Origin of the sequence: Streptomyces sp. NBC_00557 (assembly GCF_036345995.1) — a bacterium.
Taxonomy (GTDB): Bacteria; Actinomycetota; Actinomycetes; order Streptomycetales; family Streptomycetaceae; genus Streptomyces.
This window is the reverse complement of sequence record NZ_CP107796.1, coordinates 6,552,942-6,569,256: the sequence shown is the minus strand read 5'-3', so window position 1 is coordinate 6,569,256 and position 16,315 is coordinate 6,552,942. Positions and strand designations below refer to the sequence as shown.

At 71.6% G+C, this 16,315-nt stretch carries 9 protein-coding genes and 1 pseudogene; 1 reads left to right on the top strand and 9 read right to left on the bottom strand.

From position 1 onward, the window contains the following. Positions 1-613: 613 nt before the first annotated feature. Positions 614-2,389 carry a P-loop NTPase fold protein gene (locus tag OG956_RS28855; RefSeq protein WP_330340927.1) on the bottom strand — a complete coding sequence of 592 codons (1,776 nt, stop codon included), beginning with the start codon at positions 2,387-2,389 and terminating at the stop codon, positions 614-616. 652 nt (positions 2,390-3,041) lie between these two features. Between OG956_RS28855 and OG956_RS28850 the strand changes: the two genes are divergently transcribed. Next, a complete protein-coding gene (locus OG956_RS28850; RefSeq protein ID WP_330340926.1) occupies positions 3,042-4,040 on the top strand; it encodes a lytic polysaccharide monooxygenase auxiliary activity family 9 protein in 999 nt (332 codons plus the stop codon). A 51-nt stretch (positions 4,041-4,091) separates the two neighbouring features. Here OG956_RS28850 and OG956_RS28845 read toward each other — a convergent pair whose 3' ends face one another. The 8 genes and pseudogenes from OG956_RS28845 to OG956_RS28810 form a co-directional block, all read right to left on the bottom strand. Beyond that, positions 4,092-4,958, bottom strand: a complete 867-nt coding sequence (locus OG956_RS28845) for an esterase/lipase family protein (RefSeq protein ID WP_330340925.1) — start codon at positions 4,956-4,958, stop codon at positions 4,092-4,094. A gap of 289 nt (positions 4,959-5,247) precedes the next feature. Continuing rightward, positions 5,248-6,258, bottom strand: a complete 1,011-nt coding sequence (locus OG956_RS28840; protein WP_330340924.1) for a DNA polymerase Y family protein — start codon at positions 6,256-6,258, stop codon at positions 5,248-5,250. Then, complete coding sequence (locus tag OG956_RS28835; protein WP_330342978.1) at positions 6,255-9,674, bottom strand: DNA polymerase III subunit alpha; 3,420 nt, start codon at positions 9,672-9,674, stop codon at positions 6,255-6,257. Before OG956_RS28835 ends, OG956_RS28840 begins: the two co-directional genes overlap by 4 nt. A 290-nt stretch (positions 9,675-9,964) precedes the next feature. Further along, on the bottom strand, positions 9,965-11,047 hold the full coding sequence (locus tag OG956_RS28830) for a S1 family peptidase (RefSeq protein WP_330340923.1): 1,083 nt from the start codon (positions 11,045-11,047) through the stop codon (positions 9,965-9,967). A gap of 356 nt (positions 11,048-11,403) precedes the next feature. Further along, positions 11,404-12,303, bottom strand: coding sequence for a S1 family peptidase (locus OG956_RS28825; protein WP_330340922.1), 900 nt, complete (start codon positions 12,301-12,303; stop codon positions 11,404-11,406). Between the two features lie 254 nt (positions 12,304-12,557). After that, positions 12,558-13,340: a DUF1684 domain-containing protein gene (locus tag OG956_RS28820; RefSeq protein ID WP_330342977.1), complete on the bottom strand. Its 783-nt coding sequence runs from the start codon at positions 13,338-13,340 to the stop codon at positions 12,558-12,560. Between the two features lie 75 nt (positions 13,341-13,415). Then, positions 13,416-14,264, bottom strand: a pseudogene (locus OG956_RS28815) (LLM class flavin-dependent oxidoreductase); the annotation flags it as partial. A gap of 43 nt (positions 14,265-14,307) precedes the next feature. Further along, positions 14,308-16,134, bottom strand: coding sequence for an FAD/NAD(P)-binding protein (locus OG956_RS28810; protein ID WP_330340921.1), 1,827 nt, complete (start codon positions 16,132-16,134; stop codon positions 14,308-14,310). Positions 16,135-16,315 lie beyond the last annotated feature (181 nt).

Sequence of the window (16,315 nt, the reverse complement as noted above, 5' to 3'; positions counted from 1 at the left end):
ATGCGAGTTGGACACGTAGTTCCCCCCACAGGATGCCCAGCACCACTGACAAGCGCTACCAACTGTGCAGGTACGGGTTACGTGATGGCGTCCGGCTACCGCCGCACCGACGTCCACTGGTCGCCCGGTGTCCCTGCGCAAGCACGACACCCTCACACGGATAGCCGCCGGCTTCGGGAACTCCGACCGAACCGCTCACGCTGACGGACTGGCCGACTACTCCCACAAGCACCGTCGGCACGCTGCACCTCCGCCGTGATCGCTCTCCTCGCCGGCCAGGCTCCGAGCCTGCTCAAGGTTCTGCGCGAGAGCGATCCGGAGTGTCGCAAGGTGTAGGCGGCCGGATAGGCATCGGATGCCCGGGAGCACACGGTGAACCAGCGGAACGAGGAAAGGAACTACCTCTACAACCTGCGATGGGGCCGCGGCTGGGCAGGCCGCGGGCAGGGCGGTGCTGGCGCCGGAGGGGTCGGGAAGGCATGCCCGTGCTCAGCGTAGTCACCGCCGATCGCCACCGCCCAACGCTCAACGAGCCAGCCGTACGTGTTCCGGGGCTCAAGGCTGACATCGGGGCAGGCGGGTGGGCTCCAACCGGGCTCAACTCACGAGCTCGTCAGTCAGCCGAACGGCGATCCTGAGCCTCCTTCAAGAAAGAGTGGATCATCCGGGTCAACTCTGTGCTGGATGTAGTGATCTGCGCGCCGAGCCGGTTGCTCTGCTTGACGCGGTTTGGGGTGATCCGGCCGGTGTAGAAGACCGCTGGCCCCAGATAGCGCCCGCTGTCACGCCAGTGCCGGAGCGCGACGAACCCCTCATCCCCGTCCTGGCTGCGCGCGATGTCGGAGAGCAACAGATCAACCCGAGTGCTGGCCAGAACACGCTCGGCCTCCTCTTCATCATGGGCAAGCCACACCCGCACCCCCAGCGACTCCAGCAGCCCCACATGAAAACTGATGCTGTCTGGGTTGTCGTCCACCCAGAGCACGTGAGCTCCGGTGTAGCGGGTCGAAGGGCTGGGGCTCTCCTCATCTGGGGCGAGACGCTCTTCACCGGGGTACGCCCCAGTGACCGACGCGACGCCATGCTGGAGAAGGCGCAGCAGTTCGTCGGCGCCGTCCAGGTCCATCAGCTCCTGAAGTAGCGTCACGAACGTATGGTCCCGCTCCAGTGCCGGGAAGCCAGTGGGGAGATATTCCTCCAGCCGGGCCAGCAACGGCTTCCACTCCTCAGGCTGGTCCCGGACTGGCGCAGACAGGCCGTGCTCCGAGAAGCAGGAGACCGTGATCCGCCAGTCCTCCGGATCCGGCGGCACCGACGGCCGGCTTAGCACCCTGTGGGCCCTGCGGTAGTCCAGGAACTCCCGGACCGCGTCGGGATGATACCGGTCGCCCGTAATCAGGGTCCGGTAGAAATCCGCGTACAGGTGCTGGAGCAGCAACGTCCTGATCACTGCTTCCGGGGCGAACCGGGCCCACACAGGGTTGAGGCTGTATTCCAACCCGAAGCCGTTGATAAGTCGCTTGATTCGGCGCGGGTTGCGGGCAGAGCGCTCGGCAATCAGCTTCACCAAGTCGTTGTCCAACAGCTCACGCAGACCAGAACGGAGCGCGCACCGGCGGACGTACACCTCTACGTCGTCCGGCCCCGGGGCCGGTAGCCGATAGCTCGTCTGGAAGATCTTCTCCATGAAGGCCGACCCAGCCGGTGACAGGTCCCGCAGCAGGCCCGACGGCCCGAGGGCCGAGCGGTCGCAGCCAACCACGAAAGCGAGGCCCGGCACGTCGAGGTAGACCTTCACTGCCTCGCACACCGCGAGCACCGTCTCTTCCGAGCAACGATCCAGATCGTCGACGAAGACGACAAGCAGCCGCCGGGGCACGTAGGTGGCCGACTCTGCCCACTCCGTGGCCAGTTCACGCAGCGCGTCTCGCATCGCATTGCGGGACGTGGCGTCGACGGACAGTTCCTGCCATAACCGATCAACCAACCCGGCCACCCCCAGCGGGGCTGCTGCCACGGCGATCGCCGTACGGGCCGCTGTGATCAGCGTCCGCCGCTCGGTCAGACGGTTCAACGCACGCCTCAGCACCCGTCGGTCAAAGCGCATCAGGACGGACTTGATCAGCCCCTCCAGCGCATCCGCCCCGGTCGAGGTCCACGCGTTGTACCAGACAGTCGCCGTGTCACTCCGTCGGTGCAGCTCCGCCTCGACCAGCCGCATGAGACTACTCTTGCCCATCCCCCACCCGGCGTCGACGGCCAGCGTGAAGGGTGTCGAGTTACGGGAGTCGTGCAGCAGCCGGGCGAGCTCCCCGGCGGCCCGGCCGACGCCGAGCAGGTCGCCGTCCGGCTCAGATACCGGTTCGTCGTTCAACAGCGAGAACTCCATACCTGCCCTCTCCCTCGGCTGGTTCAAGTTACAGGGCTGCACACCTACTTGGACCTCTCATCGGCCCTGTCTTGCTGGCGCACCTTCCAGTTGTGGGACAACCTGCAGGGTCCGAAGGCGTCGCCGGAATGCTGCCCGCCGGTGAATGCGCGGCAAAGTCCGGCACCCTCGACATGCGGCCATCAACAAACGTGCACGTGAGAGGCCTAGTTGAGTGGAAGTGTGCAACTCTCTTCTAAGCGCCCGGTCGCTCAGCGCGAGCCACAACCGTGCCCGTTCGCAGCCAAGGCGCCCACTGCAGGCGCTAGACCGCCGTAGCGCTCACCCTGTGGACCCGACCTCCGAGTGAGCAGCGAGTGAGGGACACTCAGCAAGGCAACACGTGCACGCACTGCCTGGAGCCAATCGGGGAGCCAACCGGGGCGTCCGGCGGCGAACGGACCGAACCGAAGCGGACAGTCGCACTGCTCGGGCGCAGGTGGGCCACCGGGTTCCTCTTCCTGAGCCCCCGGTTAGTCCGGCCTTAACGGCACCATAAGGATCTCCTCCACCGGCCTCCAGCAGGCGATTTCCCGGTTTTCCGGGGCTAGTTTCGGATGCGCCCCCCACGGGCTCCCGCCCCGCCGAAGGACCGTCCGCCGAGGAGTTCCGCATGCCCGCACGCGCCCGCCGTACGCCCGCTCGTGCCCGTCGTACGCCCGCTCGTGCCCGGCGCGGTGCCGCCGTCGCGGCCGTGCTCGGGGCGGTGCCCCTCGCCCTGACCGCGCTGGCCGCCGCCCCGGCATCCGCGCACGGTTCGATGGGCGACCCGGTCAGCCGGGTCGCCCAGTGCTACGCGGAGGGTCCTCAGAGCCCGAGGTCGGCGGCGTGCAGAGCGGCGGTGGCGGCCGGCGGCACACAGGCGCTGTACGACTGGAACGGCGTCCGGATCGGCGACGCCGCCGGACAGCACCGCAAGCTGATCCCGGACGGCAAGCTGTGCAGCGCGGACAACGAGGAGTTCAAGGGCCTCGACCTGGCCCGCGCCGACTGGCCGGCGACGAGCGTCCACAGCGGGTCGTACACCTTCAGGTACCGGGTGACGGCCCCGCACAAGGGGACCTTCACGGTCTACCTGACCAAGCCCGGTTACGACCCCGCCGAGCCGCTGTCCTGGTCCGCGCTGGATCTGGAACACCCGGTGGCGACGGCCACCGACCCGGTCGCCTCGGGCGGCTTCTCCAGCTTCTCCGGCACTCTGCCCGAACGGTCCGGTCGGCAGCTGCTGTACGCGGTCTGGCAGCGCTCGGACAGCCCGGAGGCGTTCTACTCCTGCTCCGACGTGGACTTCGGCGGCTCCGGTGCGCGGGACTCCAGCCCCGCCCCGGCCGCCTCCGCGCCCTCCGACCGGCAGATCGCGGCCGGTGCCGGCCGGTCGACGATGCGGCACCACGGTCACGGCAGCGACCGAACGGCCGCTCCCGCGGCACCGCCCTCCACCGCGCCGAACCGGCCGCAGGCAGCGGGGACTTCGCAGGACCTCGCGGAGACCGGCGCCTCACCCGTCACCTCGTACGTCGCGATCGGCGGCGCGGCGGCGATGGCGCTCGGTTCGGCGGCGCTGTTCCTGTCGGTGCGGAGGCACGCGGCGGACGGCGGCCGCCGCCGGTGAGATTTCCGGGGCCTGTGCGGCGGCTCAGGCCGGACAGGCCCCGGCGGCACGTCAGCTGAGCGCGGACGCGCAGGTGGTGGCGGTGGCGTGGGCCGGGTCGAGCGCGTTGGCCACCTCGTGGAAGGCGATGCGGTCGAACAGGCCGATGACGACGTGCTCGGACAGGTCGACCGGGCACAGGTCCTGCAGCAGGACGTTGCGGACGTCGGAGCCGCTCAGGTACTGGCTCCGCCAGGGCGTCGCCACCTCGTCGTACTTGGTGGCGATGACGGTGTAGTGCACTCCGGGTACGGTGTCGCCGCCCGCGTTGAGCTTGGTGAGGAAGTCGGAGCCGGGGACCTGGTCGGCGAGGCCCGGGGTGGTGGCCTTGATCAGGTCGGAGGCGCCGGGGAAGTACGGCAGCAGGTTGGTGAAGCCGCTCAGGGTGGCGCCGTGGTTGTCGGGGGCGATGCCGACGAGGGCGTTCACCTTGGCGGCTCCGCCGAGGAACTTCAGGTAGTAGCGGGGCATCATGCCGCCCTGGGAGTGCCCGACCAGGTCGGCCTTGGCGGCTCCGGTCGCGGCGAGCACCTTGTCCACATAGGCCGACAGCTGCTGCGCCGACGCGGCGATGGGGCCGAGGCCGTAGAAGACGGGGACGCCGGACAGTTGGCCGTAGTCCAGGGAGTAGACGCAGTATCCGCGGCTCTCCAGGTAGGGGGCGAGGGAGAGCCAGTTGTCGACCGAGTTGCCCAGGGTGCCGTGCACCAGGATCACCGGGCGGGGGTGGGCTGCGGAAGGCCGGCACGAGAAGTCGTTCCAACCGCTTGAGGGGGCGGAGTCGGCGGCAGCGGTGGCGGTGGCGGCGGGGACGGTGAGGGCGGCGGCGGTGAGGAGCAGTGCGGCGAGGGGTCTGAACGCTCGCTTCCAAGGCAGCATCGGGTGATCTCCTTGCGGCTCAAGGGAGGTGGGGGCCTTACCCTGTGATCCGGATCACGGGATGCTGTTCACTCGTCAAGTTACGGGCGAGTAGGGCGCATGTGAAGTTACGTGTCGGTAAAAAACTTCCAGTGACAGCCGAACGCCGACGGATCATCACCAGGCAGGCGCGATCGGACCATAGGGAGTGATCCGCGCCAAACGCGCGGCCGACACGCGCACTTCACCCTCGCCCGGCAGTTCGGCCCGTCCCCTCACGCGGGAGGCGGAGCCGGCCGGCGCACCCGCGTCACGCCGCCCGTGGCCAGTTGACCGACGAGGAGCCCCCGCCGCGGCGCCCCAGCGCCCCCGGCATCACCGCCCTGGGCCCGAACTTGGCCCGCGCGCGGTCCGCGACCTCCTCGACCCGGCGCACCTTCTCGTCCACGGGATCGAAGGTGAGCTGGTAGGAGGCCTGGTCGGCGGGGGCCAGGCCCTCGGCCCGCAGGACGAGCGCGCGGACCCGGGCGCGCTGCAGGCCGAGCGCCTCGTACATGCCGTAGGCCGCCCTGGTCAGGGCCGCCGAGTGCGCGGTCGGCTCCTTCAGGGTGCGGCTGCGGGTGGTCGAGGACCGGTCGGCGTAGCGGACGGTGAGGGTCAGGGTGCGGCAGATCTTCCGCACCGCGCGCAGCCGGGCGCCCAGTTCCTCGGCGGCCGACAGCAGGGCCCTGCGGTGCAGGTCGGGGTTCAGCTCGTCGAGGTCGAAGGCGCGTTCCGTCGCCAGCGACCGGGACACGGCGTTCGGCACGACCCGGCCCCGGTCGACGCCGCTCGCCTTCTCGCGCAGCTCGCGGCCGGCCTTGGCGCCGATCAGCCGCTGGAGCGTGGACAGCGGCGCGGCGGCGACCAGGCCCAGGGTGTCCAGGCCGTACTCGCTCAGGGTGCGGGCGGTCGCCGCGCCGACACCGGGCAGCGCGGCGACGGGCTTGTCGGCGAGGAACTCGGCGACGGCGTCCTCCGGCACCGCGCAGGTCACCCCGGGCCGGGCGTCGCCCAGCGCCACGCGGGCCAGCATCGGCCCCGGACCGGCGCCGATCACGCAGTCGACGCCGAACCGCGCGAGCGCCCGCACCCGGATCACCGAGGCCAGCTCCACCGCGCTGCGCCCGAAGTACCGCTCGGCGCCGCGCAGATCGGCCAGCGCCCCGTCCGGGGGCAGCGCCTCCACGACCGGGGTGAACTCCTCCAGCAGTCCGAGCAGTCCCGGCAGGGCCGCCTCCTGCGCCGGCGGCAGCTGGAAACGTACGCAGAGAATGGTCATCCCGCACTCCCCGGACTCTGGTGCCACAACTTCCGTACGGCAGCAGGCCCTTGCGAGGCCTCCTGCCCCGCGGGCCGCAGGTCGGCCCACGGATGCATCTGGTACCCGGTCGGCAGCTGGATCCGCCGCCCGCCGGTCGGATCGCCGCCCGCGCCCTCGGCCACGGGCTCCGCGAGCCGCGCCGCCACCTCCTCGAGGCCGCCCTCGGCCCGCAGTTCCACCAGCTCGGCGAGGTTCCAGGCGGCGGAGCCCACCACGCTCAGGCTGCGCGGACCGCGCCGCTGCACCACTCCCCGCACCAGCAGCAGCCACGAGTGGAAGACGGTGTGGGCGCAGGCGTCGTGCGAGTCGTCGAAGAAGGCCAGGTCGACCAGGCCCGTGCCGTCGTCCAGCGTGGAGAAGATGACCCGCTTGCCGGAGCGGATCGGCGGCGTCTGGGTGGCCGCCTTGGCGCCGGCGACCAGCACGGTCTCGCCGTGCCGCGCCTCGCGCAGCCGGCGCGCGGAGACCACGCCCAGCTCCTGGAGGAACTCCCGGTGGTCGTCCATCAGATTGCGCGAGGCGTCCATGGACAGCACGCCCAGTTCGGCGCTGAGCCGCTCCGCCGAGGTCAGGTCCGGCAGCCCCGCCGGCGCGGTCTTCCGCCCTCCGGCCAACGGGAGCTGACCGCCACCGCCGCCCCGGGCGCCCCGGTGCAGCTCGGCCAGGTGCAGTTGCAGGTCACGCCGGTTGGCGCCGAAGGCGTCCAACGCGCCCACCTGGGCGAGCCTTTGTGCCAGCGGCCGGCTCGGCCGGGCCCGCTCCCAGAAGTCCACCAGGGAGGAGTACGGCTGTCCGTCCGCGATCCGCTTCGCCTCGGTCTCGCTGATGCCGTGCACGTCGGACAGGGCGAGCCGCAGTCCCCACACTCCTGATTCAGACACCAGTTCGATCCGATGGGCGACCCCGGACACATTGACGTCCAACGGCAGAATCGGCACCCCGCGCCGCCGTGCGTCGGCCAGCAGCAGCCGCTTGGGATACATCCCCGGGTCGTGGGTGAGCAGCCCGGCATAGAAGGCGGCCGGGTGATGGGCCTTCAGCCAGGCCGACTGATACGTGGGCACGGCGAAGGCGACCGCGTGCGCCTTGCAGAATCCGTACGACCCGAAGGCCTCCACGATCTCCCAGGTACGCCGAATCGTTTCCGCGTCGTAGCCCCTGGCCGCGGCCTGCTGTGCGAACCACACCTTGATCCGCCCCTGCGACTCCGGGTCGGACAGCCCCCGCCGCACCCGGTCGGCCTCGCCCCGTCCGCACCCGGTCATGATGGCGACGATGTCGATGACCTGCTCGTGGAAGACGACGACCCCGTACGTCCCCTTCAGCGGCTCCTCCAGATCGGGGTGCGGGTAGCACACCGGCGACCGCCCGTGCCGCGCCTCGATGAACGGCCGCACCATGTCGGCGGCGACGGGCCCGGGCCGGAACAGCGAGATGTCGACGACCAGATCGTGGAAGGTGCTCGGCTGCAGCCGCCCCACCAGGTCACGCTGCCCCGGCGACTCGATCTGGAAGCACCCCAGCGTCTCGGTGGACCGGATCAGCCGATACGTCTCCGGATCCCCGGCCGGCACCGCGTCCAGGTCGATCCGCTCCCCCGTCACCCGCTCCACCTCGGCGACCGCGTGCGCCATGGCCGACTGCATCCGCACGCCCAGCACATCGAGCTTGAGCAGGCCGAGATCCTCCACGTCCTCCTTGTCGAACTGCGACATCGGCAGCCCCTCACCGCTGGTCGGCACCACCGGCGTACGGGCGAGAAGGGAGGCGTCGGACAGCAGCACCCCGCACGGGTGCATGGCGACGCCGCGCGGCAGGGCGTCGAGCGCCTCGACCAGCTCCCACAGCCTGCCGTACCGCTCCTTCTCCGCCGCGAGCCGCTTCAGCTCGGGCAGCTCCTCCAGCGCGGCGCGCGCGTCCCGGGCCCGGATGTGCGGGAAGGACTTGGCGATGCGGTCGATCTCCGCCGGGTCCATGGACAGGGCGGCGCCCACGTCCCGGATGGCGTGCCGCACCCGGTAGGTCTCCGGCATGGACACGGTCGCCACCCGCTCCTCGCCGAACCGGCGGATGATCGCCCGGTACACCTCCAGCCGCCGGGCGGACTCCACATCGATGTCGATGTCGGGCAGCACCACACGCTCCTTGGACAGGAAGCGCTCCATCAGCAGCCCGTGCTCGACCGGATCGGCATGGGCGATACCCAGCAGATGATTGACAAGGGATCCCGCCCCGGACCCCCGGGCGGCCACCCGGATCCCCATCTCCCGCACGTCGTCGACAACCTGGGCAACCGTCAGAAAGTAGGAAGCGAACCCGTGATGGGCGATGATGTCCAGCTCGTGGTGCATCCGCTCCCAGTACTCGCGCCGTCCGCCGTACCCGAGCCGCACCATCCCCGCCACCGCCCGTGAGGCGAGCGCCCGCTGGGCGGTGCGACGGCCGGCCCCCACCAGATGCGCCTCGGGAAAGTGGACGGTCCCGAGCCCCAGATCCCCTTCGGGATCGACCCGGCACTCCTCGGCCGTGGCCAGGGTCTGCTCCACCAGCCGCAGGGCGGTGTCCCGCCGGTACCCGGCAGCCTCCACCACCCGCTCGGCCACTCTCGCCATCGCCTGCGCGTCCTTCAGCCAGGCCTCCCCGGAGTCCAGCTCCCCGCGCGGATCGATCGGCACCAGCCGCCGCGCCGCATCCAGCACGTCGGCGACGGGCCCCGCCCCGGGATCGGCATACCGGACGGCGTTGCTGAGCACCGGCCGCACCCTCTGCTCGGCAGCGAAGCCGACGGTACGGGCGGCCAGCCGCAGCGAGCCGGGCCCCGTACCCTCACGCCCGTGCCAGACGGCCTCCAGCCGCAGCGCGTCGCCGTAGACCTCCCGCCACGCCGCGAGCAGCCGCGCGGCCCGGTCCGGCCGCCCCGCCGCAAGAGCCCGCCCCACATCCGACCCGGGCCCGAGCAGCACCACGAGCCCGCCCCCCTGATGCGCGGACCAGGGCAGCAAAGGCGCACCCTCACCGGCATGCGCAGCCGTGACGATCCGGCACAGATCGGCCCACCCCCGCCCTCCGTCCCGGGCGAGAAAGGTCACGCGAGGAGCCGACTCGTCCACAAAGGCGCCACCCCGCACCGGCGTCTTCCGCCGCGCAGGCCGTACGGCCTCGCCGACCGCCAGATCCACCCCGAACACGGGCCGCACCCCGACCCCGGCACAGGCCTTGGCGAAGCGCACGGCACCGGCGAGGGTGTCGCGATCGGTGAGCGCGAGGACGTCCATCCCCCGCTCCGAGGCACGCTCGGCCAGCCGCTCCGGGTGGGACGCCCCGTACCGCACGGAGAACCCGGAGACGGTGCGCAGATGCGCGAAGCCCGGCACACGCACCTCCCGCACTCGCACGCCTCTCGAACATCAGTTCCCTACTGCCACCCCCACCATACCCCCATTCCCGAACACGTGTACGACATCCGCTCACCCCCCTCCCACCTGCACAAACCCACCGCAAGGCCCCCATGGCCGCAGCCCCGCACGGCGGGGGAGGGGACGTGTCACCCCCGTCAGGCGCGACACCAGCCACCACGGCGAGCGAGAGGCCGCCGCAGGCACACGACGAAGCCCCGCCCCCACATATCCGCGGGACGGGGCTTCATGGACGAACTACGACAAAGCTACCCGATCTGCGCCCCCGTGGCGGACAGCGCGGCGGTCACCGGCTGGAAGAACGTCTCCCCGCCGGAGGTGCAGTCGCCACTCCCTCCGGACGTCAGCCCGATCGCGTTGCTCCCCGAGAACAGCGACCCGCCGCTGTCCCCGGGCTCGGCGCACACGTCCGTCTGGATGAGCCCGCTGACGGAGCCCTCCTGATAGTTCACGGTGGCGTTCAGCCCGGTGACCGTCCCGTCGTGCACATGGGTCGTCGACCCGCTGCGCGTCACCTTCATCCCCACCGTGGCCTCGGCGGCACCGGTGATCTGCTGCGTGGACCCGTTGTACAGGTCGACCTCGCTCGGATGGTCGACCTGCGACGTGTACTTCACGAGCCCGAAGTCCGTCCCCGGGAAGTGGGACTCCGCGTTCTGCCCGATCGCGTTCCCGCTGGAGTCCGACCAGGTGGAGATGGCGGCGGTGCAGTGCCCGGCGGTCAGGAAGTACGGCTGCCCGTCCTTGACCACGTTGAACCCGAGCGAGCAGCGCCCACCGGACCCGCTGATCGCGTCCCCGCCGGCGATGAAGGGCTTGAACTCCCCCTGCGACCGCTTCAGTTCCGCCTTGCCGCCGAGCCCGTCGACGACCTTGCTCAGCTTGGCCCACTCGGCGCCGGACACCGTCTTGTCGGCGGTGACGACGACCTTGTTGCTCACCGGGTCGGTGGCCCAGGACGTCCCCGGTATGGTCGCGTCCTTCTTCAGCGTGGTCCGCGCGCCGTCGAGCGCGGCCAGCGAGTTGGCGACGAGTCTCGCCCTGGCTCCGGCCGCCTCGACGGCCTTCGCCGCGCTCTGGTCGACCACGTCGACGACGAGGTTCCTGGCCGAGGCGTCGTAGTAGCTGCCCGCGGCACGGGATCCGAGGTGGTTCAGCAGCGTCGAGGCGAGGTTTCCGGCCGCCGGAGCGGACAGGACCTTCACCTCCGGAGCCGGCTTCGCAGGCTCGCTGGCGTTCGCGTTCTGCAAGGTGACCCCCGCGGCGACCAGTGCGGCGATTCCCGCACCGGCCACGGCGGCCCGCCGCCTGGGTATGCGTCGGTGCTTCAACTCACGTCCTCCTGTGGGGGGATGGTCCGCGAGTTGTGGGGACTCGACGGACCGGAAGGCTGGTTGACGAGGGCCCACTCTTCCGAACGACACAGGGAGCACACAAGGTTGACTTCCGGACGCGCGTAGAGAGGGCTTGCACGCCCCTGCGTACTTGACTGCACACGGTCACACCAGAGCAATTCGCACAGCAAACACAACCCGCACGGAACCCACACCGAGCGCGTCCGACACCACCTGTCCAAAACCCAACGCCTGCACCCCGCACCCGATATCCGGACCGCCCCACCCCACGAAGAAGCCCCCGCACACCACAAGGGCATGCAGGGGCTCCCGGAAAGCCGGAGTCGGACCCGCTACGGCAGCGTGACGCCGTAGTAGTTCAACGCCTCGGTCACCGGCTGGAAGAACGTCGTACCGCCGGAGGTGCAGTCACCGCTGCCCCCCGACGTCAGCCCGTACGCCACGGTCCCGGCGTACAGCGGACCACCGCTGTCGCCGCCCTCGGCGCAGACCGTGGTCTGGATCAGCCCGTAGACCACGTCCCCGCCGCCGTAGTTCACGGTGGCGTTCAGCGCGGTCACCCGCCCGCTGTGCGTACCGGTGGTGGAACCGCGCCGGTACACGGTCTGTCCCACGGACGGCGTCGCCGCGCTCGTGATGGACTGGCTGCCCACGGCACTCGGGTGCGAGACCGAGGAGTTGGTGTACCGCACCAACGCGAAGTCGTTGCCCGGGAAGCTGTAGCCGACGTTGGTGCCGAGCACGGTGGTGTGGCTGGAGTTGCTGTACCAGGTGGACGCCACCTGGCCGCAGTGCCCCGCGGTGAGGAAGTAGTACGTGCTGCCGCTGTGCACGTTGAAGCCGAGCGAGCAGCGGTACTGGCCGCCGTAGATGGCGTCGCCGCCGCTGATCAGCTTGTTGAACCTGCCGGGGGTGTGCTTGATGGTGAGCGCGCCCGCGTTCGCGCCGGCCTGCTGCTTGATCTTGGCGATCTCGGCCTTGGACACCGTGCTGTCGACGGTGACGACGACGCGGTCGTTCTTGCCGTCCACCGCCCAGGCCGTGCCCGGTATGTCGGCCTTGAGGACGGCGGAGCCGGCCTTGTCGAGCTGGGCGGCGCTGAAGGTGTGCGCGTCGCTCGCGTTCGCCGTGGGGGCGGCGAACGCGCCCGCGGCCAGGAGGCCGGTGGCCACGGCGATCAGCCGGGTCCGTCTCGCGAGACCGCTGCGGGGAGTGGTGCGCTTGATCCTCACGTGTCGTTCCCTCCCAGGGGAAGTCGGGGGCCCGCGTGGGGTCGGGGCCCGGTGAGGCGCAGCCAGGAGGAACGGCGGGGTTCCGAACACATATGCCCCCTGGCAAGCGCTGAGGGGGAGTATTCGGCCGAACGACCGGTCGCCACAAGAGTGCCTTTCGGCCGTTGGCCTTTAAACCACCTTTACGCGGCGACGCCCCGCACCTCCCCGGCCCGCCCTCCGCTCCCCCATCACCCCACCGGCGCCGCCACCCCTCAACTCAACCCCCGCTCCCCCGCCTCGATCGCCACGTCCAGCGTGTTGCCGGGCGGCGGGAAGGGGCACAGGAAGTGGTCGGCGAAGGCGCACGGCGGGAGTTGGGCGCGGTTGAAGTCGACGGTCGTACGCCCCTGCGCGTCCGGCGCGGCCGGGTGGAGGAAGCGGAACCGGAAACTGGTGTCGCCGCTGGTGCCGTCGGCGAACACCGCCCACAGCGACCCGTCGCCCTGCCGCGCGACCCGCAGCGTCAACTCCCGCCCGTCCAGGGCGAAGGCCAGCTCCCCGGCGAGGGCGAGCCCCCGCTCGCGCCCGTCCGCGTTGCCGACCCGCACGACGCGTTCGCCGTCGTACGGCGTGAAACGCCCCGGCACCGACCAGCGGGGATCGTACGGGGTGGCCTCGATGCCCCGGAAGGACCGCCGGGCCGCGGACCCGGGGTCGTAGACCCGCACTCCCCAGACGCCCTCGCGCACCAGTGTGAAGAGCCGCTGCTCACCGAACGCGACGCGTGCCTCCGCCTCCGGCGGACGGTCGGCCGCGAGCCGGACCTCGCCCGCGAAACGCCGCCCGTCCACGGTCAGGCCGTCGCTCTCGGCGGCGGTGAGCACGATTCCGTCGCCGTCCGCCACCCAGATCCCGGGAATGTCCGGAAGTCGGCCCTCCGGATAGTCCTCGACCCAGTGCGTGGCGGTCAGCGCGAGCGGTCCGTAAGGTGCCGAGACCGTCTCGACACGCCGCTCGTGCCACTGCTTCCACGCGTCGGCCGGGTCCGTCGTCATGTCGTGGTTTCCTTCCAGCCAGATGTCTCGTCCGTACAAGCCGTCACCCGTCCGCCCCGTGCCGGGAGCGCCGGCCCGCGCCAGGCCCAGGTGCTCGCGCAGGGTGCTGCCCGGGTAGAACGTGCGGAACAGGCCGCGGTGCTGGAGCACCGCCACCGTGCCGTTGACCAGCCGCTCCAGGTCCCGGCGCGGCTCGACGGGGACGAGGTGGAAGCCGTCGGCGGCCCCCTCGGCGTGCCAGCGGGCGACCAGTTCGGCGAGGTCGACCGGACCGCCCCGGTACAGCGGCCCCCGCGCGGTCGGCCGCGGTCCCCCGCCGCCGTGTCCGGGCGCGGCCGCGTACTCGCCGTCGCCGAGGTCGACCAGCAGGCTCACCAGGACCCGCACGCCGTCCGGGTCCCGCCCCGACTCGGCGGCTCCGGCGCGCAGTTCGTCGCGTACGGCGCCGGCCTGCTGCACGGTCGCGGCGCGGACGAGGGCCACGTCCGCGTGCCGGGCAGCGGCGGTACGGTTCTGGCTCCCGGTGGCGTCGACCAGGCGGACCGGCAGGACGTCGGCGCCCTCCCTCTTCCTTCTCCCCGGCACCGTCTCCGCCGGGCCGTTCCCGGTGTCGCCCGCCTCGATCCGCCACCCGGCCCGCCCACCGGTGAGCCGGTCCAGCGCCGCCACGGCGGCCGGCGCCGGGAACGGCCCGGTGCGGGTGGCCGGGACGGCCGGGACCAGGCCGATGCGCCGGGTGGCGAGCGCCGCCCGGGAGAGCACGGTGAGCGCGTCGGGACCGGTCCGGGCGAGCGTGTCGTCCAGCGTCACGAAGTCCAGCCCGCCGCGCTCGGCCAGCCGGACCAGCTCGACGTACGGTTCGGCGTCCGGACAGTCCGCCATGTCGACGGCGGCGGCGAGATGCAGCAACCCCCGTGGCCCCATCACACCGCCCCCGGGTCAGCGCCCACACCCGGAACCGTGACGCTCATCGTGCGCCGCCCTCCGTCCGTGACCTGCTCAGAAAGGCCAGCGCCGAGCGCGCCGCGGCGTCGTTCTGCCGGAACGCGGGGCCCCCGGTGCGGGGCCGGGTGAAGGCGCCGGGGGTACGGGCGTCGGTGTACGGGCCGAGTGCGAAGCGCCGGGGATGCGGCCGTCCGGCGCCGTCGAGGATCCGGCCGTCGACGGGGTCGACCCGGAGCAGCCCTTCGGGGGTCTCGGCCGCGCCGTCGGCGTGCAGATGGCGCAGCAGGCTGTCGCGGGCCCGCCGGACGGTGGGCTCGGGCAGCCGGGCCTCGACCAGCGCGCGGGTCTCGACGCGGAAGCCGGGCACGGTGGGGCTGCCGGCCCGGAACACGCCGTGCTCGGCGGTGACGGTCATGTCGGCGCCGACGAATCTGAGCAGGCCGGCCCGGGACAGCGCGAGCATCTGCCGCAGCCGGGGTCCGGGCGGCCCGGACGCCAGATGGCTGAAGAAGCCGTGCCACCAGGGGCCGATGTTCCCGAGGCGGACGAGCTGGCCGTAGACGGAGAGCAGCCCGAGGAAGACGCCCAGGTCGGCGCTGTGCGAGGGGTCGTGACGCCGCTTCAGGTCGCCTTCGATGTAGGCGCGCAGGCCGTCCTGGAAGTCCTCGTGCGAGGCGTAGCGCACTCCGTCGAGCGGGCGGTCGAGCGCGGTGAGGTCGAGCCGGTCGGCGGGGTCGGGCACGGCGGCGGCGACGAGCGCCCGGGTCTCGGCGGGGCCTGTGGCGGCCGCGTACTTCTCCTCGAAGTCGGCCCAGGCCATCGCCGTGCGCTCGGCGTGGGCGGTGAACAGCCGGTGGTAGTGGGCGAAGCCCAGTTCCTTCTCCACCAGCGGCCACACATCGCGCCGGAAGTCGAAACCCTCCGGCCTGGCCAGCAGGCCCTCGATCTCGGCCGGCCCCAGGAAGCGGGGCAGCGGGGGGCGGTCGCCGGTCCAGTCGTAGCCGATCTTCGAGTGGTACGGCACTCCGCGCCGGGAGCCGACGTAGAGCACCGGTTCCCGGCCCGAGGGCAGATAGGCGTCGCCCTCGTACCGCCCGCCGCGCCCCTCGGTGAGCAGCACCATGAGGTCGACGAAGGCCAGCCCGAAGCCGCGCACGAGGACGGGTTCACCGGGCCGCAGCGCGCTCAGGTCGGTGTCGGCGGTGAAGTCGGGCGGCAGGTGCACCAGTTTGTGGTCGCGGGCGTAGGCGGCCAACTCGGCCTGTTCGTCGTCGAGTTCGGCGTCGAGGTGGCCGATCGCGAGGATCACGAGGTCGGCGAGGAGGGGCTGCGGCCGGCCCTCCAGCCAGACCTGCTGGCGTGCGTCGCGCGGCCCGCTGATCCGCACGGCGCGCCGGGCGTGGTGGTGGACGGCGATGCTCTCGGGCAGCTCCGCCCGTGCGCGCTCGTACACCCAGCGCAGATAGCGGCCCTGAAGCTGCCGGTCGGCGAAGGCGGCGCCGTCGAGGCCGGCCCACTCGTGCAGGGTGGGGCCCTCGCGCACCGGGCCGTCCATGGTCACCGTCTCGTCGGTGAACATGGTGACGTCCTCGGCGTGCGAGTTCATCCACAGCAGCGGTGACTGGGCCTGGCGCCAGATGCGGCCGCCGCCCGGCGGATGCGGGTCGACCAGATGGATGTCGAGGCCCGGACCGGCGTACAGCTCGGGCGCGTTGGCGGCGATGCGCTCCAGGAGCCCGGTCCCCCGCGGACCGGCTCCGACGATCACCAGCGAGGGCCTCGACGGGGCGTGCGCGGGGTCGGGAGTCCCCGGTGCGGCGGGGGAAGGGGCGAGGGTGTCGGATGACATGCGAAGGCTCCGTGACGCGAAGAGACGTCAGAACGCGGGTGGTGCCTTCACACGGGCGCGCCGTGCGGCGCGGTACGGCCGAGCCCCTCAGCAGGACCGTCCGTCGAGAGTACGCGTGCGTTTCGGTGCACTGTCAAGGCTGTCCATACTGTGAGCCGTACGTCTCATGTCAGTTGACGCG